An 18,156-nucleotide genomic window follows, 5' to 3' on the forward strand; every position below is an offset into this window, starting at 1 on the left:
TCAGAGAGGAAATGATTGAAGACAAAACGAGCGCAACCGATTGTCTTAGCGATGAGCAATTCTTGGGTTTTATTTGGATAGATACGAAAGTTATACGCTTTATGCCTCAACCTTTCCACCTCCTAATAAGGAACATACGTTCTTACTTTAAGATATCACGGAAGGGAGAATATTCAAAGGCATTCGCCTTACGGCGACGGCATTCATCTCCCCCTTACCACCGGTCTTCGACACGGCGCTTGAAGAGGGAGTCTTCTGCCGATGAATGATAAAAACCCTGATAAATTCCCTGGCGTGAATTCTTGATCTGACTTTCAGACATCTGCTTGAAAAATATGCCCACTTCTCCGCCTCCTTTTATAAGATCCCGAAATCGAACGTTTCAAGAGCCTCCTGCAAGGAAATCAACCACTCTTTTTAAAAGTCGAATGAATTACTTCTTCATTAAATAAGGCTCTAGAGTCTTTAGATAGGCTTCACTCTCCGCTATATGCTCCTGGTACTTCGTTATTAGAAAGATGACTGCCGCTACATAAATACATAATCCTACTATGCTTAAGACAACGTGCCAGAAGCGATTAATATACGGACGCGATCGCGGGAAAAATCTTTCTCCTATGACCTCATAAGCAATTTGAAATGGTATGAGCGCAATCAGGACCATGCCTGCAAAAGCTTGTTTAAAGCGTTGGGGAAGCACATGCGGTTTAATCGAGTCGTCTAAATGAGAAGAAGCAATTGTGTATTGGCTGGAAACTTCCCCCTTCCAGTCATACTCTTCCACTATCGTTTTCTCGCCCTGTATTTCAAAGCCCGTGCCCAGTGGCACGTGATAATCTCCAACTGATAAATAGAAAAATAACGAGTAGATTCCTATGATGAGAAGGACTTTAGAAATCCGGAACCAGATTTTTTTCATGATCAAACTCCTCTAAGATGATTGTAACCGCCGTTCTATTATAAATATCCGTGGTATTTCATGAGATCTCTAGGTAATTTCAAGGTGGTTTCCCATTTACTATAATGACTTTCCGCCTCTTAAGAGCTATGGTTTAAAAGCCGTTTAACCGCTCTTATCTGCCCGCGGTGATTGATTTCGTCTTCCATCACATGAAACCACAGGTAGTATTGATTATAAGGAACGCCGTGGCTCCATTTTCCTTCTTCCAACAGCCACTGATCATCTTTATCGGCTAACATGGCTAGTGTGTTGGCCCGGGTTTGATTCAATTGTTCTATGTAATAGTCTAAAGGCTGATGGTGGATCGTTTTTCTCGCCTGATCTCCAAGCTCTAAAGGAATTTTCCAGCCAGCATATTCCTGTTCTGTTAAATCTCTTTTTTCAAAAGATACTACTTGATGCACAAATTCGATGGATGTGATGTGCATTAACAGTGCACCAATTGTGTTCGATGACTGATGCGGAAGAGCATCTAAATCTGCCTGGCTCAGATAAGCAATCTCTTGTAAAGTAACCTCCCGGGTGTGCTCCAGCATCGATACAAGCTCCCCTATTTTTTCCGTATAACCGCTTATTGATTTAATTCGATAATCCACCTTCACGATCCCCTCCTATTCATATATTTCCAGATTAGCAGAGTTTAGGAAAAATCCTAGTCTAGTATTTTTCCTCGTTACGTTATATGCTTAAGATGGCATAAAAAGAGGGATGCGAGAAAAAGCAGCCCTCTTTTCTAATCATCATTTTCCTGTTTATTACGGAAATACTCCACCGCTTCCCGCAATCGTTTATTTTCCTGTTTTAAATCCTCTACATCTTCTTCGTGGATCCATTTGCAAAGTAGCAAACCGCTGACTGTTAATAGAGAAATCCACCATCCGATCAAAGAGAACCATTCCGGTTCATGCCGATACTCATAATAAAATTGGCTAACATGAAAGTCGGTAAAGAAAATAAGGGCTGCAAATGGTACATATATCCCTCGCCACCAGGCCCCTTCTTTTTTTCCACTGGTCTTTTTATATTTAATAGACCATGCCCAGTAGCCGATCACCAGAACAATAAACCAGATAAAGACGACCCATGATGTTGAACCAAAGAACATATGATCCTCTCCCGACTCTGTTTTCATAATTATTTTTAATGGTCGAAGTTCTGAACCTTTTCTAAAAACCGTATAGTTCGAATTCACTTTAACATATATATCCAGTCATCTTTAAAGTACATTCTATGCCCGCTCATGGATAACAGCATAATTCATTCGTCATTCCTCCATATCGTATTACGCTGTCTTCTTTCTTACGCTATGACTGACATATATAATGAATACTAAAATGAAGGGATACATAAACACCCCGCCGATAAGGACTAAACCAAGTACTGGAGCTGGATCGTCTGCCGGATGGTTGATGGGAAAGAGGGAAACAAATATGTAGGTCATTAAAATAAAATAAGGAAACCAGAGTACCACTGTGAGGTAATCTGATTTCCGCTTCTCTATCCACCGGCTGATAATCAGGTAACAAACAATAGCTCCCCCCACCACCCAAATTCCGAGAAGGAGCATTGACAGATTGACTACCACGCTTAACTCCATGTTTAACAGCCTGCTGAGCCGATACGTATTAACCATCAGCTCAGCCGCTGCAAAAAAGAGGAAAGCAACTAATATACTGACTGCATTTATTTTCCCAAAGTAAGCCATACATCCACCTCACGCGCTGCCGTCTGTTAGTCGTTCTTAAATTGTTTTGAATGCTGCTTAGCGAAATCGATAATTTTTTTATACGTTTTCGGATCTATTTCTTTTTTGGAAGGTACATAGAGTTTTGCCGTACCTTCGTCCAGTATTTTAATCATCTCTTTACCGCGAACATATAAGATTACATATAAAAAGGGATGGGTCATCTGGCTTTGAAATAGGAATTCCTTAGGGAAATCGGCTGTAATGAGAAGACGGTCTTCCACTTGCTTTAAGGATAGCTTGCTGTAACATTCAAGGTTTTCTATATCTGTAAGATACATATAAACCCCTCCTTTATTTTACTAGTCATTCGACGTCCCGCTACTTTTGAGTGCGAATGATTTAATCCTACTCATTGACTATTTTCTATATTCCCTAAAAACATGAATCCTTTGTAAATTTTCGAAGACATTTTTCTTAAGTTGATAGCTTATCTTATTCAGTGCTAAGTTTGCAACTATTATGTCAGAATTTTTACTAAATTTAATATTAAGTCCCTCTTAAACTTCCGTGTTGAAGTTAAAGTAAAGCTCCCGTTTCTGGAAGACTTGATTTCGAGATATATGTTGAGCGGAAGGTCCTTCGGGGGACGATTTCGCTTTCCGCGGGCATGTGGTGAGCTTCCTCGGGCTTAACAGCCCTGCGGGATCTCACCGATCATGTTCATCCCGCAGGAGTCTGCATCGTCCCCCTCCGGACCTGGCCGAATCAGAAACTCGAAACCACTAAATACACTGGTTGCTTGGTGAGAAAAAAGGATGGGATGAAGAGTGTATTTCATGCTAAAACGATGTGAAAAAGCTTGTCATAGAAGCATTTGGGACCTATTTAGGAGAAGATCATTTCCCTTTTCTGAAAGGGTCCGTTATTCTCCCTTGGCTGGATTGGTGAGGAAATGGCGAGACTCCCATGGGAGAAGGAATCAGGTGAGATCCCGCAGGGAGTGAAACGAGCGAGGAAGCTCACCGTTCCCCCATAGGAAAGCGAGTTATTTCCCCACCAGCCCTCTTCCAAATATAGTAACGGTCCCCATTTATCTCGAAACTGAGTCTTCAACTAACCGGCCCTATTGCTTAAATAAGCCTTTTTGAAAAATCCATAATATACCTAAAAGAACCAATAGATAAAAGACGCTTTTCATTTTGAAAAGCGCCTTCCAGATTAGATATTTATCCTTGTATATCACGGTTACGATAGCCGATAAATCCGCCAGTCATTAAGACTGCAGCTATTATGGTGAGCAGAATAAGCACGAACGTATTTACGTCTTCGATGGGAAGTTCAGGAACATGCCCGAACGGAGTCAAGTTTCCCACCCATTCATCAAATTGAAATACTCCTCCTAAATAAACTACAAAAAAGGAATAGCCAAGATACAACCATGTGATGGCAGTCAGTTTTGGCAGTAAGCCTGTTAAAAGAACCGCAAGCCCAATGAATATCGCAAGCGCCGGCAGGTAAACCATCGCTGCACCATAGATCGTGGCAAGTGAAGGTCCATCTTCAAGCACAGCCCCAGCCGCTGCCCCGAGACCAAGAGCTGCAAGGGATAACATGACAAAACCGACAATTAAGGAAATCAGCATGTAGCTTGCAAGCAGCCGGTTACGTGAAACGGCTCTTGCCAAAAGATGTTCCGTGCGCCCTTTTTTCTCTTCCCCTTTCAGTTTAAAGACCGCCATAAGAGCAGGTATTGTACAGATCATAGCTATAATCGACATCAGCTTCGCAATAAACTGCTCCGTTAGAGAGCCACCTTCCAGCCCACTCAATAAATCTTTCATAATTTCCATATCTTCAAAAAACGTATCCAAATCACCAAAGATTGAGCCATAAGAGGTTCCTATTAACAACACGCCGATAGCCCAGGCGATGATTCCGGTACGCTGCATACGAAGAGCAAGGCCGATCGGACTTTGCAGGGCAGCTGATGCTCTGGTTTTACCAGGTCTTGAAGGTAAAAATCCAGCATCCAGGTCGCGTATCGAATTGATATACAAAGAAGCCATAATGAAAATAAGAGACACACCAACAGTTAGCAGTATTGGCCACCAATAATCATTGACATACACTTCCGTACCTGTAATCCAGCCAAGAGGCGAGAACCAGGAAAGCGTCTCATTACTCACATCTCCAATAGCCCGAATAAAGTAAGCTGCTCCGAGTGTTGCAAACGAAAGTCCAATCGTTCCACGCGAGCTTTCGGACAACTGGGAGAAAAATGCGGTAATGGCTGCGAATATGATTCCTGACGCTCCTAAGGCTGCTCCGTATAAGAGAGACCCTTCTAAATCGATGCTTTCAATTCCTAATGCATACAATCCGGCGGCTGTCAGGAGTGCCAGCAAAATATTGGTTCCGACCACCACAATTAAAGTAGCATTCAGGCTGGCTAAGCGTCCGGCAGGCAGTGATCGAATCAACTCAAGACGTCCATCCTCCTCTTCAGCCCTTGTATGACGAGCTACAAGCAGTATGCTCATAATGGCTACAGTCACCGCAGTGAATAGAAGCATCTGATGGGCAAGCATAGCGCCGAATGTGTAATCCTCAAGTCCATAGCCTTTTCCAATCATTGCTGTCATCGCAGGATTAACCATGGTCTGAGCTATGGTCTGTCTATTTTCTTCAGTAGCGTACAACCCTGTAAAGGCCTGAGCAGTCAGCAAAGTAATTCCGGACAGCGACAGCAGCCAAATAGGAATGCGGAAGCGGTCCTGCCGCAGTAGAAAGCGGCTGAGCACCCCTGTTTTACTCGACATTTGCTTAAACATTACGCTTCACCTCCGTCTCCTGTGCCTCCGGATTCATAATGACGCATAAACAGGTCCTCTAATGTTGGCGGAGCGCTCTCAAGCTTCACAACCTCATAGGAGCTAATATGCTTGATCACCTTGTCAAGCTGTTCGGTATCAACTTGGAACGAAAGCGCACGCTCTTTTTCTTTCACATCGTGCACGCCAGGGAAATCTTCTAAAGAAGGAATTGGCTGCTTTGTTTCAATCAGAAGATGGGTTCTCGTTAAATGACGCAGCTCTTTTAAGGATCCGGTTTCAATCATCTGTCCCTGCCGGATAATACCGATCCGATCACACAGCTTTTCGACCTCCGATAGAATGTGGCTTGATAACAGAATACTTTTTCCTTCCTTCTTAAGCTCCGCTACACTTTCCTGGAACACTCGTTCCATAAGCGGATCAAGACCGGATGTAGGTTCATCGAGAATATAAAGATCCGCCTCGGATGCAAGGGCAGCTATCAGCGCCACTTTCTGACGATTTCCTTTCGAGTAGGTTCCGCATTTTTTCGAAGGATCCAGATCGAATTTTTCAATCAACTGATCTCTCCTATTAGATGGATTTCCGCCCCTCAGTTTTACAAAAAGGTCAATGACTTCTCCGCCTGTTAAATTCGGCCATAAATTCACGTCTCCCGGAACGTACGCTAGACGTTTATGGATCTCAACAGCATCTTTCCAAGCATTCAACCCGAAGATTTCAGCTTCTCCTTCTGTTGCTTTTAACATGCCCAGCAGAACACGAATGGTGGTGGATTTACCCGCTCCATTCGGGCCGATAAAACCATATACCTCTCCTTTATTCACCTCAATGTTCACTCCATCCAGAGCTTTGAAATCCCCGAATTTCTTAGTAAGCTGTTTAGTACGTAATACAGACATGATCCATCCTCCTTTATTGTAAAACCGTATTATTTATAAAAAGAATGCTTGAGAACTTCAATATAGCGATCAAGCTCCTGCAACATTTCTTCGAGATCCATCTCATTGATACTCAAGCCTTTAAATTTGGCCTGCTGTTTGTAAGCAAACCCTTCCATCGACCAGCTGATGATTTCGATGATCTTGGAAACGTCCATATCTTCTCTGAACTTTGACAAGTCTATATCCTGTAGCATTTCACGGTAATTGTGATTAATGAATTTTTCTCTTCGGCTGTCCAGTTCACTTTTAACCTCCCCGGAATTCTCGCTCATAGCCGCATTAAGAAAGTTAAATATATGCTCATACTGATGAAAAAGCTTGATTTTTAAAGCAGCGATCTGCCGGTGCCTGCTGAAAATATCTTTATCTTCCCAATCGACTTTCTGCTGCATTTCCTTTAGAAAAAGTTCAACAAAATAGTCATACAACGTTAAATATAATTCTCTTTTATTCGTAAAGTAATGGAATAAAAGGCCTTTTGAAATTCCGGCTTGTTTAACAATATTATTAGTAGAGGTGTTTTTATATCCATTTTGAGCAAATTCTTTCATAGCCGCATTTAAAATGCGGTCTTGCTTTTCTTGATCTAAAGCAAGGAATTTTGGTTCCATACCTTCCCTCCCACCTGTTGACCAATTTGGTCAACATCATCTTACCCCTATTGACCGGATTGGTCAATATTAATTTTCACTATACATTTTTCCCATAAGAAAACCTCTACTCATCGCTTTAGAGTAGAGGCTTTGGTTCAGGCGAATTGAGCTGCATGCAGGCGGCTGTAAAGGTCATCCAGAATCTGGATGACCTGAGGTGGAATTTTATTCCTTATTCCTCATCTCTTTTCCATCCTCCTACTTCTTTTAGGGAGCTTTGGCCATCGTGAGGTTTGTGCTTAATCACGGAAAACGTTCCATCAGTCTCGAGTACCACTGCTTCCACTTCTTCAACAGATGCCAGACCATCAGCCCTGATCGCCTGTCTGATTTCATCTTTCTTCACGCGCTCCTGCTTAAGGGCCTTCTCCATATAATGCCCTTGATACAAAAGCAGCTGCGGTTCTCCTTTAATCATAGAGGTAAAACCTTCGGACCGAACTTCCAGCCATGTCACCACAAATTGAAGTAAAATCAACATACCAAGACCCGTCAGACCCTCGGCAATCGTCATTTTGTCCGATAATATGATCGAGGCGACGACGGACCCAATCGCTACTGTAATTACCATATCGAACATATTCATTTTCGACAGAGTCCGCTTCCCGGATATCCTCAGCATAAAAATTAACGCAGGATAGACAGTCAGCGCCATAATGATAATTCTGAAAATGCCGCTCCATCCATTAAATAACATGTGATCCCCTCTTTTCTCCTCAAGCAATGTACATTAATTTCCACAAAAAACCAGACGAAAAACTTTCTCTCCATAAAAAAAGCCTCTGCTTGTCACAGAGACTCCTCAATCATTTATTGTTCGGCCATCATTTTATAGTATTTATAGAGTGCCTGTGTTCCATCATTGCTCCCGCCAGCTTTACTGAGCTCGTCATAAAGCGACTTCGCAAGCTTAAGGCCAGGAACCGGCAATTCCATTCGATCGGCTGATTGAATAGCAATTTCCATATCTTTTATAAAATGTTTCACATAAAAGCCAGGGTCAAAGTTATCATCGATCATTCGCGGTCCCAGGTTGGACAGAGACCAGCTTCCGGCCGCACCAAATTCAATCGACTGCAGAACCGTTTTCGGATCTAAACCGGCTTTTTCTGCGTAAGTGATCGCTTCGACCACTCCCATCATATTGGAAGCAATCGCAATTTGGTTGCACATTTTTGTATGCTGTCCTGCACCCGCAGGGCCTTGAAGCACGACGTTCTGCCCCATTATTTCGAATACAGGTACAATCTTTTCAAAATGCTCGGCTTCACCGCCCACCATAATCGTAAGCTTCCCTTGCTTTGCCCCTGTGTCTCCACCGGAAACCGGCGCATCATAAGCGTGAAGCTTCTTCTCTTTAGCTTTTTTATCAATCTCTTGAGCCAGCTGCGGCGAAGATGTTGTCATATCAATGACATACGCTCCTTCGCGCGCATTATGTAAAATTCCACTTTCACCATAATAAACCTCTTCGACATCACTCGGATAACCAACGATTGTAATAATAACCTCAGCATCTTGAGCAAGTTCGGCTACACTGTTCTGCCATTGTGCCCCTTCGTCTAATAAATCTTCTGCTTTTTCCCTGGTACGTGTAAATACATGGACAGGATAGCTTGCCTGCAGTAAGTTGCGAACCATACTTTTCCCCATAACTCCGGTCCCTACAAAGCCTATTACTGGTTTTGTCATATGCTCTCATCCCCTTTTTCATATAATATAGGTTGAGTATATCAACTATGGCTTGCGAAAGACAGAATATGGGATTATTAAAAATCTCTGTTAAACTTGGTTGTTGATTTTTCATATAAACCTCTCTCAAGCTATCGGGCCATTTTCTGTAAGACTCGACTTCAAGATAAATTGGGCCTGTTACGAAATGAGGAGCGGGCTGGTGGGGAAATAACTCGTCTTGTTCCATCACCTAGACACTCGAGACATAAACCGCTCATCAACGAATGGAAAAACCGCCATCCTTTTGATGGTCGGCTTATGCTGGTCGTGTCTAACGGGGCGATTCCACATTTGAACACTTTCCTATGGCCCTACACGACGTAGGGTCGATCGACGCTGACAAAGGACGTGGCGACCTTAGTCGATCCTCCTTTTACCATGAGCTTCCTCGCTCGTTTCACTCCCTGCGGGATCTCACCTAGTTCCTTCTCCCATGGGAGTCTCGCCATTTCCCCACCACCCCAACTTTATTAGGGAGAACGGCCCCATCGGGAAGAGAGTATATTTTCTTCCTTATCCTGACTGAAATGCTTATATAACAGGCTATCCCGCATAGTTCCAGCCTGAAAAAGTATATATACACCCATGTTGTTATTTCTTCTCAAGCGGATGAAGGATAAAACCGTTTCGAGTTTCTGATTCGGCCAGGTCCGGAGGGGAACGGGGAGACTCCTGTGGGATACACATGATCGCTGAGACCCCGGAAAGCTTTAGCTTGAGGAGGCTCAGCACAAGGGATGTTCGACTAAGAACGCCACATCGTGTGGCAACGTCGAACGACCCTGCGTCGTGCAGGGCCGCAAAGCGAGTCGTTCCCCGTAGGACCTAACTCTCTCACTAGATATCTCGAAACTGAGTCTTACATAAACAGGAGCTTTACTGTAAAATCAACCCTGAAATTTAAAAAAGCCTATTAAAAAGGACGACCTCTGCATCAGAGATCGTCCTTTCAGTCACATTATTTAATCAATTTAAGCAGTTCCTCGTTAAAACGCTCTTTCTGGTCATAAATCAAACCGTGACCACTGTTTTCAAAGGAAACGAGCGTCGCTTGTTCAATTCCTTCCTGTAATTGTTCAGAGAATTGATAGTCGCAGATTTCATCATTGGTTCCGTGTAAAAGCAGCGTAGGAACCTTAATGGAGCTCAGCTCATCGCGTAGATCTTCATCACGTAAAGATTCAGCACTTGCAATGGTGCCATAGGAAGAAGCTTCTAGAGCCAGGCCAAGGAACCATTCTTTAAGCGGTTCTGAGATTTGTGAATAATAGAAATTACTTCCGAATTCCGATAAGGCAGCAGGACGGTCATTCTGAATCGCATGGATGAGTCCACTGACCTCTTCTTTTTGCATGCCATAGGAATAACCTTCACGCTGAGTGAAGCTTGGGGCAGCTGCGCCAGCCAGAATTAATTGAGCTAATTGGTCATTCGCATACTTCGTGGCGTAGCGGATGCTGATCGGACCGCCCATGGAGAATCCGAGAAGGAAAAAGTTTTCGAGTTTCAATTCCTCAACCACGACTTTAATATCATGAGCGAATGTATCGTAGTCATAGCCAAAGGCTGGTTTATCAGACTGGCCATAACCTCTGAGATCTATGCCGATGAAACGATATCCTTGTCTTGGCAACTCGTTCATCTGGTATTCAAACATTTTGTGATTCAAGGGCCAGCCGTGGATAAAGACAATCGGCTGTCCTTCGCCTATATCTTCTACAAATACGTTAACTCCCTGCTCTACTTCAATAAATTTACCCATAGTTTCAAAACTCCTTTTCAATGATTGTAACTAAATGTTCCCATTAGCAGAACAAATAAAACGCACACGGGTGCTGACTTCAAAACTTCCTCTTGTATTTTTATAGTTATAGAATCATGCGCATCTACCCATACTAGTACAAATAAATACACTTAAGATGGGATGGAAACTTATGAACGGAAAATACATTATTTATCATCAGGTAAGCGGCGGCGTCATTAAAAAAGCGACGATTTACGCCCCTCATCGCGAAACCGCTAAAAAGACGTATTTAGCTAAAAATCCAAAGGCAAAAATCACTCACGTTTTCACAGTCTAATTTGCTGATAAAACCAATAAAGCTGGATCCCCTCGGGACCCAGCTTTATTGCTATGTGCTTCAACACAGTATATTAAGAATGGAAGTCGAGACCGGACTGCACCTCATCAATGTAGCCGGCCCGAATCACATAATCTCCGAAATGCTCATTCTCCTGCCGTTCTTTCGCGTATTCAAACAGCATCGGCTTGATCGTGCCTAGAATCTCTTCTTCGCCAATGTTTTCCTTGTACAGTTTATTCAGGCGATTTCCCGTGAAACCTCCGCCCAAATACATATTATATTTGCCTGGTCCTTTTCCAATAAAGCCAATCTCACTGAGCGCCGGGCGTGAACAACCGTTAGGGCAGCCGCTCATCCGGATGACAATTTCTTCATCCTGAAGACCCGCTTCATCAATCACGTCATCCATTTTATCAATTAAGGATGGGAGGTAGCGTTCTGATTCTGCCATCGCAAGACCGCATGTTGGAAAAGCGACACATGCCATGGAGTTTCTTCGTAGCGCCGAGTTGTAGCGGCCGTCCGTCAGGCCGTACTGCTCCACAAGCTCCTCAATTTCCTGCTTTTTCTCTTCTTCGACCCGGGCAATAATCACATTCTGGTTCGGAGTGAGACGGAATTCACCATCATGAACTTTCGCAATTTCGCGAAGGCCCGTCATAACCTGGTTGTCCTCGGAGTCCTTGATCCGGCCGTTCTGGATAAATAACGTCAGATGCCACAGACCATCGCCTTCAACCCAGCCGTAGCGGTCGCCGTTATGGTCGAACGTATAAGAACGCTCTTCTTCAAGCTCCCAGCCGAGGCGGTCATGAAGCTCGTTTCTGATCCAGTCGAGACCATGACGGTCCACGGTGTATTTAAACCTGGCATTCTTTCTCTCAGAACGGTTGCCGTAGTCACGCTGAATCGTTAATATTTTCTCTGCCACATCAACGATTTTTTCAGGCTCGCAGAATCCGATCACACGGGACACTTGCGGATACGTGTTGGTGTCGCCGTGGGTCATGCCCATACCGCCGCCAACGGCTACGTTAAAGCCTTTCAGTTCATTGTTTTCCACGATAGCAATAAAGCCAAGATCCTGGGAATAGACGTCAATGTCGTTGGAAGGCGGCACCGCGATCCCGATCTTGAACTTCCGCGGCAGATAAAGCGAGCCATAAATCGGTTCAACTTCGTATTCATCCTTGCTGTCTTCCACTTTTTCGCCATCGAGCCAGATCTCATGATAGGCCTTAGTCCTTGGCAGCAAGTGCTCACTTACCTTTTTCGACCATTCATAAATCTCACCATGAATATCCGACTGATACGGATTGGCATTGCACATCACATTCCGGTTCACGTCCCCGCAGGCGGCAATCGTATCCATCAGAGAATCGTTGATCATTTGAATCTGCTTTTTCATATTCCATTTCAAAACGCCGTGCGTTTGAAACGTCTGCCGGGTCGTCAGCTTCAGCGTATGATTGCCATACGTATTAGCAATCACATCCATCACCAGCCACTGATCCGGAGTCGCAACTCCACCCGGTAAGCGGACACGCGTCATAAATTGATAAGCAGGCTCAAGCTTCTGCTGCTTTCGTTCCTGCCTCACATCGCGGTCGTCCTGCATATAGCTGCCGTGGAACTTCATAAGTTTGGTATCTGAATCGGGAACACTCCCCGTAATCGGATCCTGGAGGCTCTCGACAAGTGAGCCTCGTAAATACCGGCTCTCTTTCTTAATCCCTTCCATTTCACTCGGAGGACCGTGCTGCTGGCTGTCCCTCTGTTTACTCATCCAATCGCTCCTTTCTCTTCCCCTTTAATAAACATCGCGCTGATAGCGTTTTTCTTTTCTCAATTGATCAATATAAGCTTCCGCGTCTTCACGGGATACGTTTCTTTCTTTCTCCACGATCGTGATTAAAGCTTCATGCACGTCTTTTGCCATGTATTTTTCATCGCCGCAGACATAAACATACGTCCCGTCCTGCAGCCATTGATAGACTTCAGCACTCTTTTCAAGCAGGCGGTGCTGCACATAAACTTTTTCTTCGTTATCACGTGAAAAAGCCACATCCATGTTGGTAAGTACGCCTTCGTTCAGCCAGCGCTGCCACTCAACCTGGTACAGAAAGTCTGAGACAAAATGCTGTTCGCCGAAGAATAGCCAGTTCTTGCCGGACGCTTCCGTTTCTTCCCGTTCTTCAAGGAAAGACCGATACGGAGCCACCCCTGTGCCGGCTCCAATCATGAGCACTGGTGCCTCAGGATTTTCCGGCAATTTGAAATTCGGATTTTTCTGGACAAAAACAGACAGCTGGTCTCCATGAGTCGCGCGCTCAGCGCACTGAATCGAGCAGACACCTAAACGCTGCCGACCGTGGGCCTCATATCGCAGAGCACCAATGGTCAGATGAACCTCATCTGGATTAGCGGCCTGGCTGCTTGCAATCGAATATAGACGGACAGGAATTTTTCTAAGGATACCGATGAAGTCATGCACGTTCCCTTTCCAAGGACCGAAATCCTGCACGAAATCAAGCAGATCCCGCCCGTAAATATAGGCTTTCCACTGCTCAGAGTCCTCAAGCAGCTCCGTCAGCTGTTCGTTATCCGTCAGGGTCTGCGCTTTTTCAAGCAATGGCTTCGTTAGACAAGTCGTTTCGTAGGTCGACAAAAGCGCCTCTCTGACGGAACGAATTTCTCCATCTTTATTAATCGGAACGGATTCCTCTGGATTCCATCCCATCTCTTTAATCAGTTGATCGACGAGCGATTCATCATTTTCCGGGAAAATCGCCAGGCTGTCTCCGGGTTCATAGGATAGATTCGATCCCTCGAGATCCAGTTCCAGGTGGCGAGTCTCTTTATTGGATCCACGTCCATTCAAATTAATGTTTTCCAGAATCTCAGCGTGGAATGGATGGGCGCGGGAATAAACCGGTGTGTCGTCTGCCTGTACGGACTGGGCCGCAGCAGATGGTGCTTGACTGCCGCTGCCTGCTTTCTGCTCATTTAATAGTGCGAGTACGCCATCGAACCATTCACCTGCCGGCTCTTCAAAGTCAAGATCACAGTCGACTCTAGGGTAGATGCGCTGTGCGCCAAGATCTTCAAGCTTTTGATCAATATCTTTGCCTGTCTGACAGAAGAATTCATACGAACTATCCCCCAGGGAGAGAACAGAGAATCGCACGCCGTCAAGTTTCGGGGCACGTTTGCTGAATAGAAAATCGTAGAAAGAAATCGCATTATCCGGCGGATCCCCATCTCCATGAGTACTCGTAAGTACCAGCAGGTCTTCCACTTTCTTGAGCGCTTTAGGTTTAAAATCATCCATCGATGAAACTGTAACCTGATAATCCTGTTCTTTTAATTTGCCTGCGTATACATCCGCTAAGGCCTGACAATTGCCAGTATGAGATCCAAATAAAATGGTAATCTCTCTTGTTGCTTCCACTGTTGTTTCTTGTATCTGCCCGCCCGTCTCCGGAACTTCGACGGCCGTTTGGGCTTCTGCTCCGGGACTGGATAAATAACCGCTCAGCCAAATTCTCTGCTTTTCATTTAACGTAGGCAGTAAACGGTTCAATAGATCAGCTTGATCCTGGTTAAACGGGCTGTTCATAACCTCTAATGGCAAAAAATCCACCTCCTGTAAAAAATCGATTAATAACTTTCGCTCAGCTGGGTAAAGTATTGGTTCAAGTTAACCACCATAGCACCCATTTTCTGGTTTTTTGGCTGGAGCACTTCGTTAATCCTTTGATCTGCAAGTTCTTTCGCTGTCACTTTTCCAACTGCAACCGCCAGTACCTGGTCATTAAACTGCCGAGTTAACATTTCCTGGTCTTCGGTATCCTCGAATAAATTCTTCACCTGCGTCTTACTTGTAAATATAACCGCTTCGACAGATTGGTCAAAAATCTCCATTTTTAATTCCTGAAGATTGGCTGCCTTCGGTTTTTCAAATGAATAGGGCTGAGAAAGATAAACATCATACCCCATCTCTTCCAGGGTTGATTTCCATTTCGCATCGTCAAGATTATAAGCTTGCAAAAATACGCTTCCCCGCTCAGGCGACGCCTCCAGTTCATGCATCAGTTCAGCCATCGTCCCATCAGCAGCCAAACGTTCCGGCTCAAGATTGTGCTCTTTCATCCAATCCGTTGTTTTCTTGCCACGAATAGCCAGCCGGCTTCTTTTCAATTTATCAATAAAATCCTCGTGCAACTCGTTCCTGCGAGCCGAGTCTGCAAGTGTTCTTGCGCCAATGCCTGTCGTTAAAATCACCCAATCAAATGAGCCGCTAATTAGATCTTGAACATTCGCTGCACTTGTCGTCTCATCCAGATTCATCTTTCCCTGGATGGAATACACCACTGGTTCTCCGCCAAAGTTCCGAATCAGTGTACCGATCTCCTCGGCTCTTCGATCAGCGGCTACGGCCACTCGTTTCCCTTGCAGTCCACTCATGATGATCTCCTCCTTCCGCTTGTTGCTTCAGCCATTCCAGCATCGGTCTCTGCTTCGTTTCGTCCATATAATCCTCCTCCACGAGCTTTTTGAGGGTTTCTTGCTTTTCTTCACTCGAAAGGCGGGATCGTTTAATGTACTGGCGGCATGTATATAAAAAGTCGACGTAGTCTTCATAGTCATGATTGTACTTCTGTTCCAGTTCCTCTTTCATTCGCGCGGCAAGCTTAGGACTTGCTCCTCCCGTCGAAACAGCGATCGACAGCCTGCCGCGTTTGATATGACCGGGAAACTGGAGATTGCCTCGCTCCGCCTCGCCTGTGACATTTACGAGCGGAACCCTGGAGGAAGACTGCCATACCTGTTCATTCACCAGTTCATTATTGGTCGCAATCACCACTATGTAAGCATCTTTAATATCGTTCGGCTGGAAGAGCTTTTTCTTCCACTCTACCAGGGAGTCCGCTGCCATGACACTCAGTTCAGAAGTTAAGTGAGGACTCACAATGGTGACCTGCGCGCCGCTTTCAATTAATGTGCGGGCTCGTTTACAAGCCACCTTTCCCCCTCCAATAATGACGGCCCTGCGATTTTCCAACTGGACCATTAGCGGTGCGAATGCCATACCCTCAACTCCTTTCATTAGGACAGGACAGGAAACGATTCCTTGTTCTGTAATGCTTCATTCACCCGGTCTGCGAGCGCCTCTATTATCCCAGGGTGATCCTGTAAATAGTGAGTCATTTCAATCGAATGACCTTCAGCCTCGAGCTCATCGATTCTCTGCTGCATGGAACGGATCAACAGCCCCGTAAACCATAAATAGGGCACGACAATCGTCCCTTCCCCTGCGCGGCTTAGAGAAGTCTCCAGCCCTTCTTCAAACGTGGGACCACATGCGGCCAAATAGCAGACGCCGACGTTTAAAGCATTGGTTTTACTTTTCAGTTTGTTTGCAATGGATTCAATATCACGCTTCGTTTCCGGCTTACGGCTGCCTCTGCCCACTAAAAGAAGATTCAAAGGTGTACCTTCATTAGGGGTCACGTTTTCAATACGATCCACCAGTACATCAACCAGCCGGTCCTGGACGCCAAGCGGTTTCCCATACGTAAAGGTGACGGAGGGAAAGCGCTCCTGCATATTCTTGATTTCTTCTGGAAGATCCTTGTAGTAATGACCCGCTGACAGAAGAAGCACAGGAACGACAGCAATCTCAGAAGCTCCGTTTTGAACCAGTTCCTCTACTCCATCCGCGACATTAGGAGAAGCAATCTCCAGGTAACAGATCTTGTATAAGGGAACGTTCACATGGGCCTGCGCTTTCTCGATACAGGCAACCGCTTCGCTTCTTGTTTCTTCGACTCGACTTCCATGACTCACGTATAATACGGCCTGCATATTTCTCCTCCTCTTTAACCCACTACTTGATGAAATGGATTCTCTTCCTGTTGTGGAAGCGATTCAAACCACTGCAGTGAATCCCGAAGCTTCACCACTTCCCCCACGACGATCATGGATGGATTGGCTATATCTTTTGCTTTTTCTACGATTGTGGAAACCGTTCCTGTCACCGTCTGCTGGTGTTCCGTTGTTCCCCATTGTACGAGGGCAATCGGTGTATCAGCCGAACGTCCGTGACGGATCAGCCTTTCACAAATGTCAGGGAGTTTCTTTACGCCCATGTATATACACAAGGTATCCATGCTTTTTACAACGCTCTCCCAGTAGGATTCTTCGTCGATTCCAAGTTTACTGACCCCTGAGATAAAAGCGACAGACGAACTGAAATCACGGTGGGTGACCGGGATGCCTGCATAAGCTGGAGCAGCAATTCCTGAAGTGATACCCGGAACAATTTCGTATGGAATCCCTCGTTTGGATAGGGCCTCCGCCTCTTCTCCACCCCGTCCGAAGACGAAAGGGTCGCCGCCTTTCAGACGAGTGACGGTTTTTCCTTGAAGCGCAAATTTGCATAACAGACCGTTAATGCTCGATTGACTGAGGGAGTGGTTGTTCGGGCTTTTTCCACAATACACAAGCTCGGTTCGCTCTCCCGCTTCATCTAAAAGCTCCTGATTGACAAGACGGTCGTAAAGGATCACGTCTGCCTGCTGAATGGCTTTTAACCCTTTGACGGTAATTAAATCCACATCTCCTGGTCCTGCACCAACGATAAATACTTTGCTCATCCTTTGACCCACCCCTTTTCGATTAAGAAAGCAACAAGCCGGTCCGCACATGCCTGCTCATCCAGACTGCCGGATTCTAATTTGAGCTCAGGGGAAGCGGGTGCTTCATAAGGAGCATCTACACCGGTAAAGCCTTTGATTTCCCCTTTTCTTGCTTTCTTGTACAAGCCTTTTGGATCGCGCTTCTCACACTCTTCTACAGGACAATCCACGTGGACTTCCAGAAATTCGTCTTTGTTAAATAACTTTCTTACCTGATCACGGTCTTCCTGATAAGGAGAGATAAAAGCCGTCAGAACGATCGATCCGCTGTCAGCAAAGAGCTTCGCGACCTCGCCGATCCGGCGGATATTTTCTTTTCGGTCCTCTGCTGAAAAACCAAGATCGCTATTCAGCCCCTGCCGAATGTTATCCCCATCCAGTAAGTACGTTTGCAGACCTTTTTCGAACAACTGCTTATTGACTAAATTCGCAATGGTTGATTTCCCGGATCCAGATAAACCGGTCAGCCAGATCACTCCGCTATGGTGTCCGTTCTTTTTTCGATAATCGTTTACATTTACTGCAGCATCATGCCACGTGAGATTGGATCCCATATCC

Annotated in this window: 21 protein-coding genes; 1 reads left to right on the forward strand and 20 read right to left on the reverse strand. The window is 45.1% G+C overall.

The genetic code is table 11. The features are described from left to right. From ACTWPM_RS15725 to ACTWPM_RS15785, 13 genes are all read right to left on the reverse strand, one after another. Window positions 1-119, reverse strand: a 119-nt coding sequence (locus ACTWPM_RS15725; RefSeq protein ID WP_443134035.1) for a helix-turn-helix domain-containing protein, incomplete at its 3' end; no start/stop codon positions are given. A 95-nt stretch (window positions 120-214) separates the two neighbouring features. Beyond that, on the reverse strand, window positions 215-343 hold the full coding sequence (locus ACTWPM_RS15730; RefSeq protein WP_443133972.1) for a hypothetical protein: 129 nt from the start codon (window positions 341-343) through the stop codon (window positions 215-217). Between the two features lie 90 nt (window positions 344-433). Then, the gene (locus ACTWPM_RS15735) at window positions 434-919 is read right to left on the reverse strand and encodes a hypothetical protein (protein WP_443133973.1); all 486 of its coding nucleotides are present in this window, start codon (window positions 917-919) and stop codon (window positions 434-436) included. Between the two features lie 119 nt (window positions 920-1,038). Then, window positions 1,039-1,563, reverse strand: coding sequence for a DinB family protein (locus tag ACTWPM_RS15740; RefSeq protein WP_443133974.1), 525 nt, complete (start codon window positions 1,561-1,563; stop codon window positions 1,039-1,041). A 131-nt stretch (window positions 1,564-1,694) separates the two neighbouring features. Next, window positions 1,695-2,066: a hypothetical protein gene (locus ACTWPM_RS15745; protein WP_443133975.1), complete on the reverse strand. Its 372-nt coding sequence runs from the start codon at window positions 2,064-2,066 to the stop codon at window positions 1,695-1,697. A 177-nt stretch (window positions 2,067-2,243) separates the two neighbouring features. Further along, entirely contained in the window at window positions 2,244-2,666 is a 423-nt protein-coding gene (locus tag ACTWPM_RS15750) for a hypothetical protein (RefSeq protein ID WP_443133976.1), read from the reverse strand. Between the two features lie 26 nt (window positions 2,667-2,692). After that, window positions 2,693-2,986 (reverse strand): hypothetical protein, encoded by a 294-nt coding sequence (locus ACTWPM_RS15755; RefSeq protein ID WP_443133977.1) that lies wholly within the window; start codon window positions 2,984-2,986, stop codon window positions 2,693-2,695. A gap of 888 nt (window positions 2,987-3,874) precedes the next feature. After that, entirely contained in the window at window positions 3,875-5,479 is a 1,605-nt protein-coding gene (locus ACTWPM_RS15760; protein ID WP_443133978.1) for an ABC transporter permease, read from the reverse strand. Continuing rightward, complete coding sequence (locus ACTWPM_RS15765; protein WP_443133979.1) at window positions 5,479-6,384, reverse strand: ABC transporter ATP-binding protein; 906 nt, start codon at window positions 6,382-6,384, stop codon at window positions 5,479-5,481. Before ACTWPM_RS15765 ends, ACTWPM_RS15760 begins: the two co-directional genes overlap by 1 nt. A 29-nt stretch (window positions 6,385-6,413) precedes the next feature. Then, a complete protein-coding gene (locus ACTWPM_RS15770; protein ID WP_443133980.1) occupies window positions 6,414-7,037 on the reverse strand; it encodes a TetR/AcrR family transcriptional regulator in 624 nt (207 codons plus the stop codon). Between the two features lie 214 nt (window positions 7,038-7,251). Next, window positions 7,252-7,776 (reverse strand): DUF421 domain-containing protein, encoded by a 525-nt coding sequence (locus tag ACTWPM_RS15775; RefSeq protein ID WP_443133981.1) that lies wholly within the window; start codon window positions 7,774-7,776, stop codon window positions 7,252-7,254. A 113-nt stretch (window positions 7,777-7,889) separates the two neighbouring features. Further along, window positions 7,890-8,771, reverse strand: coding sequence for an NAD(P)-dependent oxidoreductase (locus ACTWPM_RS15780; protein WP_443133982.1), 882 nt, complete (start codon window positions 8,769-8,771; stop codon window positions 7,890-7,892). Between the two features lie 1,000 nt (window positions 8,772-9,771). Beyond that, the gene (locus ACTWPM_RS15785; protein ID WP_443133983.1) at window positions 9,772-10,575 is read right to left on the reverse strand and encodes an alpha/beta fold hydrolase; all 804 of its coding nucleotides are present in this window, start codon (window positions 10,573-10,575) and stop codon (window positions 9,772-9,774) included. 172 nt (window positions 10,576-10,747) lie between these two features. Between ACTWPM_RS15785 and ACTWPM_RS15790 the strand changes: the two genes are divergently transcribed. Further along, window positions 10,748-10,894, forward strand: coding sequence for a hypothetical protein (locus tag ACTWPM_RS15790; protein WP_443133984.1), 147 nt, complete (start codon window positions 10,748-10,750; stop codon window positions 10,892-10,894). A gap of 73 nt (window positions 10,895-10,967) precedes the next feature. On the opposite strand, the gene cysI is transcribed toward ACTWPM_RS15790, so the two are convergent. Genes cysI through cysC form a run of 7 tightly spaced genes read right to left on the reverse strand, consistent with a single transcriptional unit; the run spans window position 10,968 to window position 18,152 of the window. Continuing rightward, window positions 10,968-12,683, reverse strand: coding sequence for an assimilatory sulfite reductase (NADPH) hemoprotein subunit (gene cysI / locus ACTWPM_RS15795; protein ID WP_443133985.1), 1,716 nt, complete (start codon window positions 12,681-12,683; stop codon window positions 10,968-10,970). A gap of 24 nt (window positions 12,684-12,707) precedes the next feature. Next, a complete protein-coding gene (locus ACTWPM_RS15800) occupies window positions 12,708-14,531 on the reverse strand; it encodes an assimilatory sulfite reductase (NADPH) flavoprotein subunit (RefSeq protein ID WP_443133986.1) in 1,824 nt (607 codons plus the stop codon). Window positions 14,532-14,557: 26 nt separating this feature from the next. Next, window positions 14,558-15,364: a uroporphyrinogen-III synthase gene (locus tag ACTWPM_RS15805; protein WP_443133987.1), complete on the reverse strand. Its 807-nt coding sequence runs from the start codon at window positions 15,362-15,364 to the stop codon at window positions 14,558-14,560. After that, window positions 15,324-15,989, reverse strand: a complete 666-nt coding sequence (locus ACTWPM_RS15810; RefSeq protein WP_443133988.1) for an NAD(P)-binding protein — start codon at window positions 15,987-15,989, stop codon at window positions 15,324-15,326. The genes ACTWPM_RS15805 and ACTWPM_RS15810 overlap by 41 nt, the downstream gene beginning before the upstream one ends. A 17-nt stretch (window positions 15,990-16,006) precedes the next feature. Beyond that, window positions 16,007-16,828 (reverse strand): sirohydrochlorin chelatase, encoded by an 822-nt coding sequence (locus ACTWPM_RS15815; protein WP_443134036.1) that lies wholly within the window; start codon window positions 16,826-16,828, stop codon window positions 16,007-16,009. Further along, entirely contained in the window at window positions 16,780-17,556 is a 777-nt protein-coding gene (gene cobA, locus ACTWPM_RS15820; RefSeq protein ID WP_443133989.1) for a uroporphyrinogen-III C-methyltransferase, read from the reverse strand. Before cobA ends, ACTWPM_RS15815 begins: the two co-directional genes overlap by 49 nt. Next, a complete protein-coding gene (gene cysC, locus ACTWPM_RS15825; protein WP_443133990.1) occupies window positions 17,553-18,152 on the reverse strand; it encodes an adenylyl-sulfate kinase in 600 nt (199 codons plus the stop codon). Before cysC ends, cobA begins: the two co-directional genes overlap by 4 nt. Between the last annotated feature and the right edge of the window lie 4 nt (window positions 18,153-18,156).

Source organism: Halobacillus sp. K22 (genome assembly GCF_052246795.1).
Taxonomy (GTDB): domain Bacteria; phylum Bacillota; class Bacilli; order Bacillales; family Halobacillaceae; genus Halobacillus.

Bases quoted from the DNA above. Each gene is read 5' to 3' on its own strand.
- ACTWPM_RS15735 (WP_443133973.1), bottom strand. From the start codon at position 919: ATGAAAAAAATCTGGTTCCGGATTTCTAAAGTCCTTCTCATCATAGGA.
- ACTWPM_RS15745 (WP_443133975.1), bottom strand. From the start codon at position 2,066: ATGTTCTTTGGTTCAACATCATGGGTCGTCTTTATCTGGTTTATTGTT.
- ACTWPM_RS15750 (WP_443133976.1), bottom strand. From the start codon at position 2,666: ATGGCTTACTTTGGGAAAATAAATGCAGTCAGTATATTAGTTGCTTTC.
- ACTWPM_RS15755 (WP_443133977.1), bottom strand. From the start codon at position 2,986: ATGTATCTTACAGATATAGAAAACCTTGAATGTTACAGCAAGCTATCC.
- ACTWPM_RS15760 (WP_443133978.1), bottom strand. From the start codon at position 5,479: ATGTTTAAGCAAATGTCGAGTAAAACAGGGGTGCTCAGCCGCTTTCTA.
- ACTWPM_RS15765 (WP_443133979.1), bottom strand. From the start codon at position 6,384: ATGTCTGTATTACGTACTAAACAGCTTACTAAGAAATTCGGGGATTTC.
- ACTWPM_RS15770 (WP_443133980.1), bottom strand. From the start codon at position 7,037: ATGGAACCAAAATTCCTTGCTTTAGATCAAGAAAAGCAAGACCGCATT.
- ACTWPM_RS15775 (WP_443133981.1), bottom strand. From the start codon at position 7,776: ATGTTATTTAATGGATGGAGCGGCATTTTCAGAATTATCATTATGGCG.
- ACTWPM_RS15780 (WP_443133982.1), bottom strand. From the start codon at position 8,771: ATGACAAAACCAGTAATAGGCTTTGTAGGGACCGGAGTTATGGGGAAA.
- ACTWPM_RS15785 (WP_443133983.1), bottom strand. From the start codon at position 10,575: ATGGGTAAATTTATTGAAGTAGAGCAGGGAGTTAACGTATTTGTAGAA.
- ACTWPM_RS15790 (WP_443133984.1), top strand. From the start codon at position 10,748: ATGAACGGAAAATACATTATTTATCATCAGGTAAGCGGCGGCGTCATT.
- cysI (WP_443133985.1), bottom strand. From the start codon at position 12,683: ATGAGTAAACAGAGGGACAGCCAGCAGCACGGTCCTCCGAGTGAAATG.
- ACTWPM_RS15805 (WP_443133987.1), bottom strand. From the start codon at position 15,364: ATGAGTGGACTGCAAGGGAAACGAGTGGCCGTAGCCGCTGATCGAAGA.
- ACTWPM_RS15810 (WP_443133988.1), bottom strand. From the start codon at position 15,989: ATGGCATTCGCACCGCTAATGGTCCAGTTGGAAAATCGCAGGGCCGTC.
- cobA (WP_443133989.1), bottom strand. From the start codon at position 17,556: ATGAGCAAAGTATTTATCGTTGGTGCAGGACCAGGAGATGTGGATTTA.
- cysC (WP_443133990.1), bottom strand. From the start codon at position 18,152: ATGGGATCCAATCTCACGTGGCATGATGCTGCAGTAAATGTAAACGAT.